17 protein-coding genes and 1 tRNA gene are annotated in these 17,096 nt (G+C 39.9%); 14 read left to right on the forward strand and 4 right to left on the reverse strand.

Annotation, left to right across the window (positions count from 1 at the left end; genetic code table 11):
- Window positions 1-234: 234 nt before the first annotated feature.
- Window positions 235-3,312, reverse strand: a complete 3,078-nt coding sequence (locus tag AAEZ02_RS20090) for an efflux RND transporter permease subunit (protein ID WP_351124713.1) — start codon at window positions 3,310-3,312, stop codon at window positions 235-237.
- Window positions 3,309-4,430, reverse strand: a complete 1,122-nt coding sequence (locus AAEZ02_RS20095; protein ID WP_101032373.1) for an efflux RND transporter periplasmic adaptor subunit — start codon at window positions 4,428-4,430, stop codon at window positions 3,309-3,311. Before AAEZ02_RS20095 ends, AAEZ02_RS20090 begins: the two co-directional genes overlap by 4 nt.
- 241 nt (window positions 4,431-4,671) lie before the next feature.
- Between AAEZ02_RS20095 and AAEZ02_RS20100 the strand changes: the two genes are divergently transcribed.
- Both AAEZ02_RS20100 and AAEZ02_RS20105 read left to right on the forward strand, forming a co-directional pair.
- Window positions 4,672-5,322 carry a TetR/AcrR family transcriptional regulator gene (locus tag AAEZ02_RS20100; RefSeq protein WP_101032372.1) on the forward strand — a complete coding sequence of 217 codons (651 nt, stop codon included), beginning with the start codon at window positions 4,672-4,674 and terminating at the stop codon, window positions 5,320-5,322.
- 106 nt (window positions 5,323-5,428) lie between these two features.
- Complete coding sequence (locus tag AAEZ02_RS20105) at window positions 5,429-6,376, forward strand: autotransporter outer membrane beta-barrel domain-containing protein (RefSeq protein ID WP_502959549.1); 948 nt, start codon at window positions 5,429-5,431, stop codon at window positions 6,374-6,376.
- Between the two features lie 348 nt (window positions 6,377-6,724).
- On the opposite strand, the gene AAEZ02_RS20110 is transcribed toward AAEZ02_RS20105, so the two are convergent.
- Both AAEZ02_RS20110 and AAEZ02_RS20115 read right to left on the reverse strand, forming a co-directional pair.
- Entirely contained in the window at window positions 6,725-7,171 is a 447-nt protein-coding gene (locus AAEZ02_RS20110) for an LPP20 family lipoprotein (protein ID WP_351124716.1), read from the reverse strand.
- Window positions 7,168-7,878: a FlgO family outer membrane protein gene (locus AAEZ02_RS20115; protein WP_335689121.1), complete on the reverse strand. Its 711-nt coding sequence runs from the start codon at window positions 7,876-7,878 to the stop codon at window positions 7,168-7,170. The genes AAEZ02_RS20110 and AAEZ02_RS20115 overlap by 4 nt, the downstream gene beginning before the upstream one ends.
- A 270-nt stretch (window positions 7,879-8,148) precedes the next feature.
- On the opposite strand from AAEZ02_RS20115, the gene AAEZ02_RS20120 reads away from it, so the two are divergent.
- The 12 genes from AAEZ02_RS20120 to AAEZ02_RS20175 all read left to right on the forward strand — a co-directional run bounded on the left by AAEZ02_RS20120 (window position 8,149) and on the right by AAEZ02_RS20175 (window position 17,063).
- Complete coding sequence (locus AAEZ02_RS20120) at window positions 8,149-9,357, forward strand: flagellar assembly protein FlgT (protein ID WP_351124719.1); 1,209 nt, start codon at window positions 8,149-8,151, stop codon at window positions 9,355-9,357.
- 219 nt (window positions 9,358-9,576) lie between these two features.
- Window positions 9,577-9,652, forward strand: a tRNA-Arg gene (locus tag AAEZ02_RS20125).
- A gap of 212 nt (window positions 9,653-9,864) precedes the next feature.
- Entirely contained in the window at window positions 9,865-10,773 is a 909-nt protein-coding gene (locus AAEZ02_RS20130) for a hypothetical protein (RefSeq protein WP_351124722.1), read from the forward strand.
- Window positions 10,774-10,956: 183 nt separating this feature from the next.
- On the forward strand, window positions 10,957-11,142 hold the full coding sequence (locus AAEZ02_RS20135; RefSeq protein WP_124011962.1) for a helix-turn-helix domain-containing protein: 186 nt from the start codon (window positions 10,957-10,959) through the stop codon (window positions 11,140-11,142).
- Window positions 11,126-11,356: a hypothetical protein gene (locus AAEZ02_RS20140; RefSeq protein ID WP_124011961.1), complete on the forward strand. Its 231-nt coding sequence runs from the start codon at window positions 11,126-11,128 to the stop codon at window positions 11,354-11,356. The genes AAEZ02_RS20135 and AAEZ02_RS20140 overlap by 17 nt, the downstream gene beginning before the upstream one ends.
- On the forward strand, window positions 11,356-11,634 hold the full coding sequence (locus AAEZ02_RS20145) for a hypothetical protein (RefSeq protein ID WP_124011960.1): 279 nt from the start codon (window positions 11,356-11,358) through the stop codon (window positions 11,632-11,634). The genes AAEZ02_RS20140 and AAEZ02_RS20145 overlap by 1 nt, the downstream gene beginning before the upstream one ends.
- Window positions 11,627-13,501 carry a replication endonuclease gene (locus AAEZ02_RS20150; protein WP_351124727.1) on the forward strand — a complete coding sequence of 625 codons (1,875 nt, stop codon included), beginning with the start codon at window positions 11,627-11,629 and terminating at the stop codon, window positions 13,499-13,501. The genes AAEZ02_RS20145 and AAEZ02_RS20150 overlap by 8 nt, the downstream gene beginning before the upstream one ends.
- A 97-nt stretch (window positions 13,502-13,598) precedes the next feature.
- Window positions 13,599-14,648: a hypothetical protein gene (locus tag AAEZ02_RS20155; RefSeq protein ID WP_351124730.1), complete on the forward strand. Its 1,050-nt coding sequence runs from the start codon at window positions 13,599-13,601 to the stop codon at window positions 14,646-14,648.
- On the forward strand, window positions 14,626-15,045 hold the full coding sequence (locus tag AAEZ02_RS20160; protein WP_351124733.1) for a hypothetical protein: 420 nt from the start codon (window positions 14,626-14,628) through the stop codon (window positions 15,043-15,045). Before AAEZ02_RS20155 ends, AAEZ02_RS20160 begins: the two co-directional genes overlap by 23 nt.
- Before the next feature lie 3 nt (window positions 15,046-15,048).
- Window positions 15,049-15,861 carry a hypothetical protein gene (locus AAEZ02_RS20165; RefSeq protein ID WP_351124736.1) on the forward strand — a complete coding sequence of 271 codons (813 nt, stop codon included), beginning with the start codon at window positions 15,049-15,051 and terminating at the stop codon, window positions 15,859-15,861.
- A gap of 306 nt (window positions 15,862-16,167) precedes the next feature.
- Entirely contained in the window at window positions 16,168-16,431 is a 264-nt protein-coding gene (locus AAEZ02_RS20170) for a YHYH domain-containing protein (protein ID WP_351124739.1), read from the forward strand.
- Window positions 16,432-16,610: 179 nt separating this feature from the next.
- The gene (locus AAEZ02_RS20175; protein ID WP_351124742.1) at window positions 16,611-17,063 is read left to right on the forward strand and encodes a DUF6988 family protein; all 453 of its coding nucleotides are present in this window, start codon (window positions 16,611-16,613) and stop codon (window positions 17,061-17,063) included.
- Window positions 17,064-17,096: the final 33 nt, after the last annotated feature.

The following is a 17,096-nucleotide window of genomic DNA, read 5'->3' on the forward strand; positions in this document are numbered from 1 at the left end:
GCTGACACGCTCGGTGATACAATTAATGATAACTTTCAGAAATTAAAACCTGCAGTTTGAATTCACTTGAGTATAGATATGATCCCTGCAACGTAATCTACATTGAAAGTGTACTGATTATCGGGTATTTAGCATAAAGTGTGACACGGATAGATATTAATATTTTATCGAATTCGTCGAGAAACCCCCGTGATCAGAGCGAAGCGAAAGTCGCGGGGTAGTTCACAAATAAACTTATTCCGTTACACGATTTTGGTCTTGAAATATATACTGTTTTTTGGGCTTCATTAATAAGGTATACATTACCGGTACCCAAATCAGTGACAGCATGGTGGCCAATAATGTGCCGCCGGCAATCGCAATGGCAAACGGTGGCCAAAATCCACCACCGGCAATGATTAACGGTAAAAAACCGCCTATGGTGGTGATGGTCGTGGAGCCAATATGACGCCCACAAGTGCTCACGGTACTTATGATTAACGGTATATGTCCATTTCGGGCTTGAGGAACATCTTCCAGTTCAGCCAAAATAACAATCGCCGCATTAATGGCTAAGCCCATTACCCCTAGTAACCCGATTATCACGGTAAAACCAAACGGATAACCAAAGATATACACCGACAGTAAACCTAAACCGGCCGATTGAAATGCACTCAGTAGAATGATTGCCGTTAATCTAAACGAGTTAAATGACAACACGACAGTGGTGAGTAACAAGGTCACCACCACCACAATGTTGGATAATAAATTACCCACAGCTTCATTACGTTTGGCGCTTTCACCACCTATTTCAATATGATATCCCGTCGGAATGGTTAACTTATCGATAGCATCTTTGACGTCGGTTAATACCTGAGCTGGCAATACACCACTGGTGATATAAGCCTCGATGGTATTGACTCGTTCGCCGTTTCTGCGCGGTATTGCCCCCCGACTAACATTGATTTCGTTATAAGATAAAGCGGATAACGGTATACCTGAGCCCGAAGGGGAAACCAGATTTATTTCAGCTAAGCGAGTCGCTTGTTCACGGCTGTTATCACCTAAACGAACGCGAATTGGCAGCGATTCCGTTTGTTCTAAAATACTGCCACCAATAATACCTGTGGTCGCCATTTGAATTTGATTGGCAATATCGGTCAGGCTTAACCCGCTCATTAAGCTGGCGTCTTCATTGACCTGTAACCACACTTTTGGCGCACCTGAACTGAGCGTTGCCCGGGTGTGAATGACATCGGGGGTCGCGGCGAAGATCCCGCGCACTTCTTCACCCAATATTTTCAGGGTATCAAGATTAGGGCCGTAAATACGCAGTTCAACAGGGGCGTTAAAGGGCGGGCCTTGTTCAAGTTTAAGGACTAATATTTGTGCTTGTGGAAATTGCGCATCTAACTCTTTTTGCAATTGTAAAATCAATCGATTTGCCGCGGCAAAATCGGTCACTTTAATCATTGCTTGGGCGTAATTGGTTGCCCCTTGTTGCCGCTGAGTTAAGTTGTAATAAAAAGAGGGTGTATTGCCGCCAACAACCCAAGTGGCCTCTATAATTTCTTCAATTTGTTGCAGTTTATGATCAATCTGTTTGACCTGTTCGAGGGTGTTCTCGATACTGACATGAGGCGCCAAATAGACTTCTATTTGAAACATATCGCGATCAGAGGGTGGGAAAAATTGTTCAGTCATTTTCCCTGCGGCAAAAAAGCCTGCCATAGGCAATATACCAATAACGATGGCGGTCAGTATTGGCCGAGTTAACGCAAACTGTAAACTGGCGATATACGCACGGCTTATCCGCGGAAACGCCATGCCTTGCTGATACCAAGCCGTTGGTTTTTCACTGCGACTGAATCGACCCGCAAGTCCTGCAATAATGGTATGAGAAATAATGTATGAACCCAGCAACGCAAACATCACTGAGATCGCAATACCACCCACAAACTCACCCGCAGCCCCTGGCATTAATACAATAGGTGCAAAGGCTAGCATGGTGGTAATGGTCGAACCCGCCAAGGGTAACCATAAATGGTGTAGCGTTTTAGACACAGCTTCAAGTTTACTCATACCTTGTTGACGACGTTGGGCTATCGCATCAACAATCACAATCGCATTATCGACCATAATGCCCAGCGCAACCACCAAACCGGTCACCGACATTTGGTGAATAGGCAGTCCGGTATATTTCATACAGGTGAGGGTAAAGAGTGCCGTTAGTGGCAGTGATATAGCCACAATCATCGCATTGCGAAGTCCTAATGTGAGCATCAATACTGCTAAAATAATCACAAACCCCTGTAACAGGTTAATCACCAAGCCGCCTAATCGGTCACTGGTATAGCTTTGTTGGTCAAATAACCATTGCACCTTAATATTAGCCGGCAAGTTAGTTGAAAACGCATCTATGGTCTTGCTCACGTGCTGTTGCCACACATCGACTCGATTATTATTCAACATGCGCGCAGACACTAATACGCCTTGTCGGCTGTCGATTAACGCGATACTCGACGCGGGGGTTTTAGCTTGGCGAGTAATGTTGGCCACATCACCTAAGCGAATAATTTGACCGTAATCGTCTACTTTTAATGGCACTTGGCGGATACGGTTTTGTGAGTCTAATTCGCCAGAAACCTCAACTAAGGCTCTAAATTGACTATTGTTGATTTCACCGGCTGAAATTTTGCTATCGGCATTATTTAAAATTGCCGCAATTGCGGCAGGAGTAAGATGCAATTGACTGATTTTATTGCCATCTAACTCAACTAAAATTTCTTCTTCAGGTGCACCATACAGTTTGACAAAGTCAGTGCCGCTGAGCAGCCTTAACCGGCTTTGTAATTCTTTGGCGTAACGATTCAAAATATCGGCTCTTACCGGGCTGTTATCTGCCCAAACAAGCCCTAAAATAGCAGTGTTGGCATAACCGAGTTGATCATCTAGCACACTATTTTGTGCTTCTACAGGCAGCAAGAATTTACTGTCGGCGATAAGATCGCGTGCTCGAGACCACACCGGATCGGTCTCGGTGACAGTGTCTTTTAATTCTAATTGAATCACCGAAATCCCTGGGCGAGAAGTCGACTGGACGAGCTTTAAATCTTCTAAACGGCGTAATTGATTTTCGATTACTTCGGTGACGAGTGCCTCAACGCGCTCAGCGGATGCCCCTGGGTACTGAGTGATAACCGATGAAAATCGATTGGTTATATGCGGATCTTCGGTGCGTGGCAAGCTTGAAATAGCACCTAACCCAGCCACAATTAATAACGCAATAAATAAGCTTGTTAGGCGGCCATTTTCTAAAAATGCTTTAATCATAACGCCCCCTCGTGCTCAGTTTGAGCAAGGGTGACTTTTTGGCTTACCACCAATTTATGCAATCCTTGCGACACAATCATATCTGTTGCTTGAATGGCGCCCTGAATATACGCTTGTTGTTCATTGGTATAGATAATATCTACATCCCGGCGTTCAATTAGATAGTAATCTTGCTCTGCTTTGGCTAATAAAAATACGTTCCATAAGCCGCGCACGCCATCAGTTAATGCCGACATGGGCACCCAGTAACCGGGTTGTTGCACATCTTGTTGATAAGCGAGATAGGCTATTTCGCCATTGATCACTCTGGCTGAATCAGGCAAAAGGATCCGTAATTGAACCGTGCGGCTAATGGTATTGACTTCGGCACTGATCCCCGCAATTTCAGCGCTAAAGGTTTGTTTGCCTACACGGACATCCACCATTTGTTGGGTGGTTAATTGCTGAGCAATATCAATCGGCACACCAATATAAGCTAACGGCTGACTGTTACCGATTAAGGTAAAAACCGGACTGCCTAATGCAATAACTTCGCCGACATTATGAAAACGTTGACTGATTTTTCCACTGAACGGGGCAAGTAATGTTGATTTTTCAAGTTTCAACGTAGTGGCTCTTAAGCTTGCTTCTATACGTTTCTGGTTGGCTTGTAAGCTAATAACTTGTTGCTGGGTTTCATCGAGTTGCTGCTCAGAAACATAGTTTTGTAGCTTCAACTTTTGAGTGCGTACTAAGGTATTTTTGGCTAAATCTATATCCGCTTGGGTTTGTAATAAACTGGCTTGTAGCTGTTGTTTTTCTGCAGTTAATAAATCGGTATCAAGCTGCGCTAATGTTTGGCCTTTTGTCACCGTATCGCCGCTGTCGACCAGGATATTATTGAGCTTACCCGCCAGCTCAAAACCAATCCCGGTGGTATTTGCCGAGCGAATGGTACCAGTATAGGTTTGCATGTGCTGATAATGGTCATTTAGCACTAAGGTCTGTGACAATACCGTTTGATACTCAATTGTTTGCGAATGTTCTTTTACCTCAGAGCCACAACCGCTTAACACTATTAAGCTTAAACCTAGCGCCCAGTATCGAATAAATGGGGTGAATGTCTTTGACGCGTACATAAGTTTATTCCTTGAAAAGCAACAGATTGTGTCAATGTTGATTTGTCTTCTGAGCAGAGGTTAATATCAATAAGTGAATGCATTAACAACAACCGCAAGATGTAATTTAAATGTTAACTAGATTCGGTAGTCTAATTTTATAAAACTAGACTGTCCAGTCTATTTTTGGTTACTATGACACTAAATAGTGAGCAGTACGCAGACACACGATATGGCTTAATGGCTAACTTACGGAAAAATCATGACAAAAGATCTTATATCGCTTAATAACGACGGACAGATTCATTTGAGCTGCAGTGAGCAAAAGCGGGCTCAGATACTCGAGTCTGCCATTACACTTTTTTGTCATCAGGGTTTTCCTCATACCAGCATGGATGAAGTGGCAAAGCATGCCGGAGTGTCAAAGCAAACCGTGTATTCTCACTTTGGTTGCAAAGATGATTTATTCGTTTCCGCGATTGAGTCTAAATGTGTTGTGCATCAACTCACTAACAATGCTTTAATTGATGCAAGCCAACCTCAACGAGTTATTTTGCTGTTTGCTCTGCAATTTGGTGAGATGATTGTCAGCAATGAAGCCATGACTGTATTTAAAACCTGCGTAGCTCAATCCGATACGCATCCTGAAGTGTCTAAACTATTTTATGACGCGGGCCCAAAGCATATATTAGGCTTGATCAGAAACTATTTAATAAAAGTCAATGAGCATGGGGTATATCTGTTTGAAAACCCCCATGAAAGCGCGGTAAGATTGTGTTTGATGTTATTTGGCGAATTAAAATTACGCTTGGAGTTAGGCCTAGAAATAGGCGACCTACTGCTCACCAGACAGCAGTACTTACACGACACAGCCGACATGTTTTTACGGGCTCATAAAGTCGGCTTAAAATAAACTCAACTCAAAATTGAACTTAATTGGCCAGATCACAGTATCAGTACAGCAACTAAGCCAAAGTAATATTGAGTTTATCTTATTATTTGAAGGGAAGCAGATTGATATGACACGTTATAACGCTAAGCTAGATGATGTTAAGGTAATCGGGTCTAAATCACTAAAATTATCATTATTATCAATAATGTGTGCATCTGGCCTGCTGTTAAGCCAGCAAGTGATTGCCGCACCAGATCGTTCACCGTTTTCATTCACCGTGGCTCGTACATCAACCGCCACCGCTAATGTTGGGGCCGATAATACCAACCCAAATGAATTACAGCGAGATGCATGGAAAACCAGCTTTTCGGCAAGCATGCCACTCAATCGTCAGTGGTCTATCGGTGCCAACCTTGGCTACGATAACCTCGATTATGATTGGCGCATAAACCAAAATACCCCGCTACGCAGCAGTGCTCAACCTTGGTCGAGCATAAATCAGTACAGTGGCGGTTTATCATTATCTTATCGTCCTGATAATCATTGGATGTTTTTAGTCGCGCCTAAACTGCAATATGCTTATGCCGACACCGCCTCAGCGTCAAATGCGCAAAGTTACGGTGTGGTCGCATCGGGAATGTATCGTTTCGACTCCGGCAATATGCTCGGCCTTGGGGTTGCGTATTTAAATGATATTTCAGAAGTGCGTACCATTCCTTATTTAGCGGTTCGCTGGCAGATAAGCGATAAGTGGGTACTCGCTAACCCGTTCCAAGCCGGTTTTAGTGGCCCAGCAGGTTTGGAGTTAAGTTATCAATACAATCGTGACTTAAGTTTTGGTGTTGGCAGTTCACGTCGCACCGAGCGTTTTTTAATTGCCGATGATGATCAAACTATCGAAGTGACTGAGTGGGTCGGATTTTTGCGCACCGGATGGCAAGCTACCAACAATGTCAGCCTTAATGTTTATGCTGGTTATTATTTTGGTGGTGAAATGGAATTAAGCAATCCTGATCTTACTGACGATATAGAGAATCAAGCGGCATTCGGCTTAGTGTTCGGGGTTAAATTTTAATTCCAACCACACTCGCTAAAAGACAGATTAAATCTTCATTGTGGTGTTAAAAACCTCGCAAAGTCGGCTCAAACATAAAAACAAAAAATGCCGCTGATATCGAATATCAGCGGCATTTTTATTACTATTTCGTAGACGATTTTTGGCTTAATGTCTGTCAATAATCATCATCAATCATCAAGTGCTAATCAACAATCACGAGCCTCTAATCAACAATCACTAATCACCTGTTACCTATCATCACTAATAACGCTTAATGCTTAACGCTTAATGCTTATGGCTAAAGTCTAAAGTCCAAAGTCCAAAGTCCAAAGTCTAAATCTTGGATCTTAAGCTTGAAGCAGAACCTTAAAAGTAAGTCACATTTTTCAAGCGTGTAGGGCGATTTTGTTGCGCGTACAATTGCCATACTTGTTTAAAATCCAGTTCTAGTTCAGTGACATAAAATTCACCTGCAGGGTAGGTCTTTACCACCTTTGCGCCGCGGATAATGCCGCTAACACTGGACTTAACCTTGTCATCAGTTAATAACCACTCACTAACGTTACTGCTAGCAGATACTTGTTGGCCATAAACTTGTTCCGCTAACTCGCGGTAGGCGGCAATTTTTGATGCCTGCATCGCCATTAAAATACGGTGTGATGGCTCCTTGCTGGGCTGCGTTGCTAGTGGTGCATACCCAATAGCGGTTAAGGTTGGAAACGCAGCCGGCGCTTGGTTTTCCAACTGAACATTTTTACCATGGCTCATACAGCCCGTTAGCAGCAATAACATAACTAACATTATAGATTTCATTGCTTATCTCCTAATACGGTGTAACGACTGTCGCCTCGTTTTTGGTGGCGATACAGCAAACCATCGCGCGACTCGATTATTTCAGAAGGCTGCAAATAACCTGACAAGCTCGATGCCGTCACAAATGACTGCACCGCAGAAAGGACCCTATTATTGGTTATATTTACCACTCGGGCGTTAAATACAATCCCTTCAGGTGTTAGGGTCATGGTTGACACTAATACGTGTGACACGGGCAAATCTGTTCGCAATAGCTCCCAATTTCGGCTCAGCATAAACTCGCCTTGTTCGGTTGCGCGTAAATTAGTCGCCACGTTTAAATCGACTAAATTAAATTCATGAGCGTGAAACGCTGTGAGTAATCCTTGCTGTAACTGTAATGCTAACTCATTGGTTACATTTAAATCGCTGGTCATTACCGGCGTGGTAATTAACAGTGGTTGATCAGGGCGTAATACGTCATTTTGTAACACTAATTCGTTGACGAGTTTTTCTGCCCATACATTCACCTGGCCTTTAGGTGATAATCCTGCGGCTTGAATATCATAAGTGAGCTTATCCCGATAAACCTCATCTTCATCGGCCACTTTGATATAGCTACCATTGTTACTAAAGGCAAGGTTACTGGCAGCATTAGGCGTTTGGGTGCATGCCGCTAACGACAACGACGCCAGCATGACTGTGGGGATAAAAAGCCTGTTAATCATAATAATTCCTCTAACAAATCATGCTGCAAGTCTTAATATAAATGAGTCATTTAATCGCCTTTGTCATCGATAACTAAGGTCAATTGTTTACTCTTTATTATTTGTACCCTTATATCGGCAAATGCGCTAAAAGCTTTACTGTAATTGAACAACATCGAGAATACCCACCAATATAGGTAATCGGCATAATTCTTGCTTTAAATAAACATAGAGTAAGCTTAATTTACACAATTGTGCAAAATTGACGATTTTTTGACATTAGGACATTGTATGTTGATCCGACACCGCCCTGTTAACCGAACTAAAAGCTTCAGCCATCTTGCTGCAATAGCCATGCTATGGGTGAGTGCCTTGTGTGTTTCTCCGTCGGTATTGGCAGAGCAAATGGAAGTTACCGGTAAGGCTAAAATCGTTAATGGCGATATTGATAAAGCTCGCGAAGAGGCCATCAGTCAGGCATTAAACTATGCCAGTTTAAAAGCCGGGGTTAACTTTTCCAGCGAACAACAAATCAATCAAGGGCGACTCACTCAAGATAGCTTTCAAATTCAGCGTATGGGATCGGCTAATAACGTTGAATTAATGAGTGAAATGATCAGTGAACACATGATTACAGTGGTTTTACAGCTTGATCTAAGTGAACAAGCATTCGATGGACAATGTAAAAGCCAATCCCTCAAAGCCGCCATTATGTTGCCGCAATCCTATTTACAAGAGCGCGAACAGCTACGTTATGGGCAATTAGCACACTTTGAACAACGGATCACCGAACAATTAGGCAAGGTTATCAACGCGCAATCGCGATACAGTTTTGTACGATTACATGCCGATGAAAAAATTGATAACACCAATCAGTTGGTTAACTTTAAAGGTTATCGCATACCCAGTTGGTTAGGCGAAATCACCGACAGCCAATATGTGCTGCAACCCGAAATTATTGATATCTCCACCGAGCCTGTGCAAAGCAGTTATATGGGGTTGATCGATGATGATCCGCAAAGGCAATTTATTTTTAAATTAACCCTTTACCATGGCATCAGTGGTGAAAAGGTATGGACAGAATCTTTCGCAACATCAGCACCTTGGGAATTTGAAAGACAAGAAACGGTATCACCTGCTAACCAACGTTTTTGGCGTTCATCTTATGGTCAGGCTATCAGTGATATTTTTCAACAAAGCGTGATATCACTGGATAAACAATTAAACTGTCGGCCATTATTAGGCCAAATTGTCGCCAGGCAAGGGGACCGCATTATCATTAATTTAGGTCGAAAAAACGGCGTTAAAATGGGTGATAAATTCCAAATCGTACTGCAAAAAAATATCCCAGATAGATTTAACTCCATGCGCGCCATCGCCACTAAAAGTCGTGCCACTGTGGTCATCGAACAAGTCACCGAAGACAGTTCAACGGCAATGCTTGAGGGCATAGACAGTGCAGATAACATTCAACTGAATGACATTGCCATTAAGAATTAGGCCAATAAGCATTAAAGTCTAAGAGAAGTGACTTTTAACAAAGAGACTTTTAATAAATAGAGAGTTAAGACATAGCTCGTTAATAAATAGCTCGTTAACAAATAGATGCTGAATAAATAGACCAGAACAAAAGGGATGGTTAAGAATTAGTTGGTTATTAATCAAGCAATTAAATTTAAAAGGTTTAATTCGACTCTAAACTCCGTATAATAACTTAGTCTCTCTATAGCTCAACAGGATAGAGCAGCCGCCTCCTAAGCGGCCGATCGGGGTTCGAGTCCCTGTGGGGAGACCAATTAGAGCTATTTGTGCTTTAAATTCAATAGGTTACAGATTTTCTAAAATCCTGTGCCGCCCCTGTGCCACCACAGGAATGTGCTTTTTTAGCACTTTTTGTTATAACCATTTCGAATAATGTCCATTTCACTCAGTTAACCTCAGTTGTAGACTTTTCGCTCTATTTATAATAGATTTCCCTATTTATAGATTAAATAGAAGTCGTCTGTAATGAGCCAAGAAAATCCATCTTTTCCCCTACCAATAGACAGACACTCTTTAGTCGAGATGCTGACAAGCTCTTCGTCTAACGACTTTGCAGCAGATCTTGAACAAGACAGTTTACCTATAGAGCTTGAAACAATAGTCACTTCTCTTATGGATTTTATAAATGCTGTCAAGGCATACGACTCTATAGCACCCAAAAACGCAACAGAAGATGAAATAATTAAGGCATTTGCTAAAGACCCTAATGGGTTAACTGTTTTAGATGTTATCCAAAAAGTTGGGTGTAATTTATGGAGTAGTTTAATTAAGTTTTTTCTTATTTTATTGGGAGATGTTAATCAACCAGAAAAAGCAAAAATGGTGACTAATGCTAATTCACTAAAAGAAATTGCTAACATTTTTATCCCTAATGCTAATGAATTAATTACTCCAAATTTTATAGCCATTAAATCAAAACTCTTAGGTAAACTGCCAACTGAGTTAACTGAAAATCTTTTTGGTATTTTCAAAAGTATTCTAGCTTGTCAACTAGCTGGTTTACCTGACCAAGCCAATATTTTTGCAGATAATCTAATTAAAGAACTGATAACACATCAAGAATCTAAAATGGTTTCTATGAGGGAAAAAGTTCTGAAAGCTATAGGCCATATTGAAGCCTCTTCAACAGCTGGTAAGTCAGGTAGAAACAAGCGATTTGAAAAGTCAGACAAAGTTAAAGCCTTCGCAATTAAGCTGTACCTTGAAGGTGACTTCAAAAACCCACATCAAGCCTCGCAAATAACCGTTTCTCGTATTGCTGAGTACGGCGAATCTATCGGATACCGTTTTACAAGTGATTATCAAGCACCAAGAACCATCGAAACGTGGATTAGAAAATATGAGAAAACGGCACGATTAGCCGTGTCTAACTAAAACCGATAATTTACTCATCTTTCTAATCCACATTTCAACTTAAATGAATTAAAAGCCTCATAAAACCTACTTAATTACACCTCCACACTCTGTGGAGGTACTTTTACACCCTGTAACGTGAATACACACCAACCTTCTGATCATATTGTTCACTCCGACAAACACAAACTAATCGGAGTTAACATGAATTCACTACTTACCCCCTCTCAGGTTTCTGACTTTTTAGGAGTCACCATAGGAACCTTATCCGTCTGGCGCTGTACTGGCCGCTATCCTCTCAGCTTTATCAAAGTTGGTCGTCGTGTGATGTACCGTCAAAGCGATATTGAAAATTTCGTTAACGGGAGGATTTATGAGCATACTCTGTAATTTTTTTAGCTTCAGTATTGCAAGCCTCATCATAGTTGCACAGCTTTCTTATCTCTGTGCAACGATTGAAGCAACCAACAGTATGTTCAAGGTTTTTAACGATGACGACCCGTTAACAAGTACCGATGAGGAAAATACTGCCATGTACCCGTTAACGACCCCTGAACTCGTTAACGTAACGCAAACTTCAACTATAAACGAAGGTGGCAAATAATGGCCGCCTTTACTGATGAACAAGTCATATTCATTGAGTGGTTAACGCAAGATAACCATATTGAAATCTGTATTGAGATTTGTCCCGACCTAGGAAAGATGGTCGGTTATGACTCATATACAGGACATTTTCAAAAACGAACATTGTTTAAGTTAAAGGCTAATGGCTTTTTAATTGAAAGAACCCGTTATATTGCTGGCCTAAAATGGCAATGTTGCTCTATAAGTCAACGTGGGGTTGAGTGGTTAAAGCTGCGTAGAGGTCAATCTAATGACTAGAGTAGAGCTGGATAATGCACAATTTATTGTTAGGCGATTATATGGCTTACCACAAATTCATAAAAATGCACTTATGCATCGTTACGAACGTTTTTCTAATCACATAGAAGCAAATTTGTACCTATTGAGGACAACTACTGCAATTAGCAAAGTATTAGGCCACAGCAGTAACCGAATGAGTTGTGTTAGTGTTGATGATCGTGATTTTAAGGCAATGTCTAAACACCATGCTCGGCAATGTGCAAAAATAGCATCACGGGTTAATTCACAAAGTTTGTTCAAAACTTACTCTGCAATATTGCGTTATGTTACTTGCTATCAAATAAAGCCGCACCCGTTAACGGATACCGCGTTAAATAACCTTGAGCATGATTGCCTGACCAATGAAGAGTATTCAAAAGTCATGGGTGTGATCAAACGTGCTTGTGATGAGTCATGGTGGAAACCAAAACTAAGACGACTTCACAATAGGCAAATCGAAACTATTTCACGGCTGTTAAACCAAGTGAGTCGTCATCGTGGTATTTATGCCAGTAACATAACCGTCGAAAATTATAAGTCTCAATGGCAAAGTAATCGTGAATTACTGGAAAATACCTTAGCGACGAATGAGCTTGATTTCAGTGTTAGCCTTGCCGAATTATCAGACCTTAATGTGTCTAATCCCAAAATCCGTAAAGCTGAATTGATGGTTCGTATTCGTGGTTTTGAAGATTACTCGACAAAAATGGGCTACGCTGCTGTATTTCTGACAATGACCACACCGTCTAAATATCACCGTTGCTTTGCTAAATCTGGTGCCGAAAACCCTAAGTGGCAAGGCGAAACACCTTTAGATGGTCAAGATTACCTAAACCGAACTTTTCAGCGTATTAGAGCATCACTTAACCGTGACAAAATTACTCCGTTTGGTTTTAGAGTGGCCGAACCACACCATGACGGCACACCGCATTGGCATTTGTTGTTATTTGTTCAGACCGAGCAGCAAGAAGCGTTAGTGAAAACATTCCAAGAATATTGCTTACAAGAAGATGGTGATGAGCAAGGTGCAAAAGAGCGTCGTTTTAAGGTTGAATATATTGACCCGAAGAAAGGCTCTGCAACGGGATATATTGCTAAATATGTAGCCAAGGGAATCGATGGTGAGGGAATTGATAATGACCTTTATGGAACTGAATCAGTGACCGCAGCCACACGTATTCGAGTATGGGCTTCTTGTTGGGGCATTCGCCAGTTTCAACAAATTGGTGGAGTAGGCGTTACACCTTGGAGAGAGCTAAGGCGGCTAAGTAAAATCACTGACGAAAGCCTAGAATGGGTAGAACAAATTAGGCAAGCCGCAGATGACTCAGATTGGAGTCGTTACACAGAGCTGATGGGCGGCGTATTTTGTAAGCGTGATGATCAAGTCATTAGATTGCTTTACCAATATAAAAAGCTAAGCGATATTCAATTAAGTCATCAAAAATTTGGCAATTCCCACGAAAAGACTAAGGATGCAGGCTATCAGCCTGCATCTAGTCACTCAACTATTACTGAACCAAATGCTGAAACCAATGCCGCAAATGCTACTAGTCGCGCGGGATTCAGCCAACAATCAGTTCCAGGAAATCCTGAAATAATCCAAGAATGTGATTCTGGAGTCAATGCTGCAGAAAACACGGGAATTACTGAAAATTACGACATACAGACTGATGAGAGACAGTTTGAAACGAATCGTTATGGTGATGAGCTTATAGTGCAGTTAAAAGGCATTGTCGCTTTAGGTGTTGAAATCGTCACTAGAGTACATGAGTGGACGTTAAGCTATTCACAGGCTAATGGTAAAATTGAGCCTAATCGCTCTAACTTGGAGTACTGTCAATAACTGTACGTTCAAGTGAGCTAAACTCTCTCAAAATTTACTTGAGTATAGGTTTAAATATACTTAGAATCAGGTATTGACTAAAATAGAAGTAATTTATATGAATTTACCAGAAAAGGATTTCCCCGTTACTAAGACACTTAGTAAATTAGAGCGGACTTTACTCGGCTTAGAAAAAACTGAAGAACTTCATTACTTAAACTTTCTTACAAGGCAATATGGCTTCAGAATTTCAAATGATTGGGCTAAAACACGTAAACAAATTGCTGAGGACATCCTTAACCCTAGTTCAATTAGGCCTGAGGTTACTGAAGATAGATTGGTGGAATTAGTTGATCAGTTAATAGTATCTTGTGATCATTCATATAGGATATATTCTATTACTCCAGAAGCCATCAAGAGCATACAAGCGCTCCCTAAAAAATTGACTAACGATATGTATAGTCAGCAGTTATCTTCAATTTATCCAGATAGACTGTCATCTTCATCCACTAATGCTTCCGGTGTAGGGTTAACAAAAGTTAAAACTTTCGACTCAGGTTTAGCTTTTATTTTTTCTCTCGTAAATGTGGTAACAAAATATAACCCTGAATTGAGCTCTCTTGTAAAATCAACAACTCAAACCTTTAACACTGTATTCATCCCCAACAACAGTAATAGGATAGAAGTTAGAGTTTCTAATCAAGTAAAAAAGAACGATAGAGATGATTGTTTTCGAGATATCTTAGATAACTTTCGTAATCTAACAGGCTCATTAGGGGTAAATCTCAAGGATATAAATCAACTAAGTTTTTACAACGCTATAGACTCTTATTATTTAGATGCTAATGCTGGTCGTGCAGCCTCGACAACAATGACAACTACAGAAAATAGCAATGATGCCGTTCTTTCTAATTTTAGAAATAGAAACTATTGTGCTAGAACACAGTCAGTTCAAGATAATACTGAAGATAAACACACTTACAAGTGCAGAGCGGTAAGTGTACGTTGGCCACTAGAAAAAGAAAATAGATGTGAAACTGAAGTATCAATTACCCCACATAAACATTCTTGGGAATTAAAAAATTGCTTCACTTTTGAGCTAAAACATCCAAGTTCACTTCTACAATTAAATAGATTGGTTAACGATGTCATCAAAAGATCCGAATAAATTACAAATAGAATTAAATCGACTGCAATCTCGCCTTGATTTGCTAGTCGCATACGGCCATGACAAAAATATTGTAGAAGCGTATGGACATTTATTAGCTCACATAAAAAGCACCCCAAGTGAGACATACTTCCCGATTGTCAAAATTATGCAAATCGCAAAGATAAACGATACTGAAAGTTTACTTAGCATTGTTGAATTTTTCTCATCCGTTTTAGATGTTGTATACGTTTATCTCACTCATGATAGTGATATTGAAATATCTGCAGAATCTTATTTTGATACTATTGAAAATGGTTCAAATCCAAGAGAATTACTTACCGGTAAAGTCATAGATAAATTTCAGTTAGATAGACTAAGTTTTTATTGTCGTATCAATCATCAACTCTTGGCATAAATTTTGACATTACAAATACCTAACTTAAGCCCAAAAGATCATAAACGTCTGGTGAAATGCCATCAGAGGAAATATCCACAGTCAAATGATGAGTTTGTATTGTTATTGGAAGAGGACATATTTGATTGCTTATTAAGAATGGAAAAATCTTCAGAGAAACATTATTCGGCAAGAGAAGATGACATTACAAGTGAATTATCAGGTAATTTAATTTGCCTTGGTTATGATGCAAGTGAGCAAACAAAAAAAAATGGCGCTGTCGATTTAACCGTAAAATCGGAAGAATATGAATGGATTGCAGAAGCGAAAAGAGGTACATCAAATTTACATATTTTTGAAGGCTTTCTTCAGTTACTTACTCGCTATGTAAAACAAGATAAAAATGCAGGAATATTGATTTATTATCAAAAGAAAGGTGCAATCACTCAATTGAGAAGCTTTATAGAATATTTATCTCAAAAAGAATGGGCTACTAGCACTAATATTCTGAAAAATACTATTGCTTCAGAAGAAATAGAACAGTTATTCTCAGAAATGAAAGTGGATAATATTACTGATGTATCATTCGATCTTTATACTCAAAGTATTTCAGGGGCAATGATCAAAGTTAAAGTGTTTAGTGCAAATTTTTATTTTAATCCTTTAGATAAAAGTGGCAGAGATGCGCAGAGGGTACAATATAATAATGCTAAATTAAGGCTGATGGCGTCGCACCATAACTGGCAAGAAAATGAATATAAAAACTTTGATGTTAAAGCTCTAGATGAACTTTTAAATGTTTTGTTTCAATTCGAAAATGGTGATTTCGAGAAGTAGTACATGAATAATTAGAATACTAAACATTAACAATAAATCTTATGGAATATAAATAACCTTCAATGAAGCTACTTGAGATACGATGAAATTAGTAACCATAGCGTTTAAAATATCTAATAGGGTAGAGTTTGGTTAAGTTTTAACGATAATAATGAGTGATTGTTATTTCTATATGAGTTATTTATAGTTTTGCGGCTCAGATCATATAAATATTCAATTTATCTATTGTTAAGGATCTTGTTTTTTGCTATTAACTCTTGTTTTAACTGCATTTCTTGCTAGCTGTTTACCTTGAGTAGAGAAAATATGAATAAATTAATTCTGGCTTCGCTTTTGTTTTTATTGGCCGTGCCCATATCATTTGCTCATAGTGGTCGAACAGATAAAAATGGTGGTCACAACTGTAGTCAATCATCAATAGATAAAGGGCTTTGTACTGGTTATCATTACCACAATGGGATTGCAAAAACTGATACTAACAATCAAGAAAAGCATTCACATGATGGTATTCTTCATACACATAAAGTTGAAGAAGCTAAAACTGAAAAAGTTGTTGCTATTAAATCATAGTTTAAAATAGCTCTCTTTTTTACTTTGAGAGCTTTTCTATTTATCTCACTAAGCTATCTACGTGCTATAAATTTTGAAAGATGTGGTTATGATATAGCTATCGCCTAACAATACTCGTAGCTCCTGTAATTAATATTTAGTAAACTTGAACTAATCATATATGAATAATTAGGTTAAGCATGGATCAGCTTCTCTCTCGCTCTGCTGAGTTCGAAAACTTTGTTAATGGACTGCTAGCACATCCTGAAGCACAAAAGTCAAAACGAACTGAAGGTGCTCGTGTTCTCTGCGCAGTTGTTATGGAGCATGCTCTGAGTATTAAAATTCTAATGCATGCTAATGCCTTTACATCAGCATTAGGTCTACTAAGGCTCCAATATGAGGCTTTAGTCAGAGCGCATTGGTTAATTTTCGCGGCATCAGACATTATGGTGGATAAATTACTTTCAGAGCTTACAAATGAGTCTGCTCAAGCGGCTAATTCAATACCTATGGTTGGTGAAATGATGAAGGCAATGGAAGGCAAAGCACCACAAAATGCACTTCAACCACTACTTGAATTCAAAGAAAATTCATACAGGTCTCTCAGTGTTAGTGCCGACGCAAACCCGCAGTTATTTGCCGCAGAATAAATTGCCAATAAAACCTCTTGTTCAGCCTTTTAT

It is taken from the genome of Shewanella sp. T24-MNA-CIBAN-0130, from assembly GCF_040310185.1.
Lineage (GTDB): Bacteria > Pseudomonadota > Gammaproteobacteria > Enterobacterales > Shewanellaceae > Shewanella > Shewanella psychromarinicola.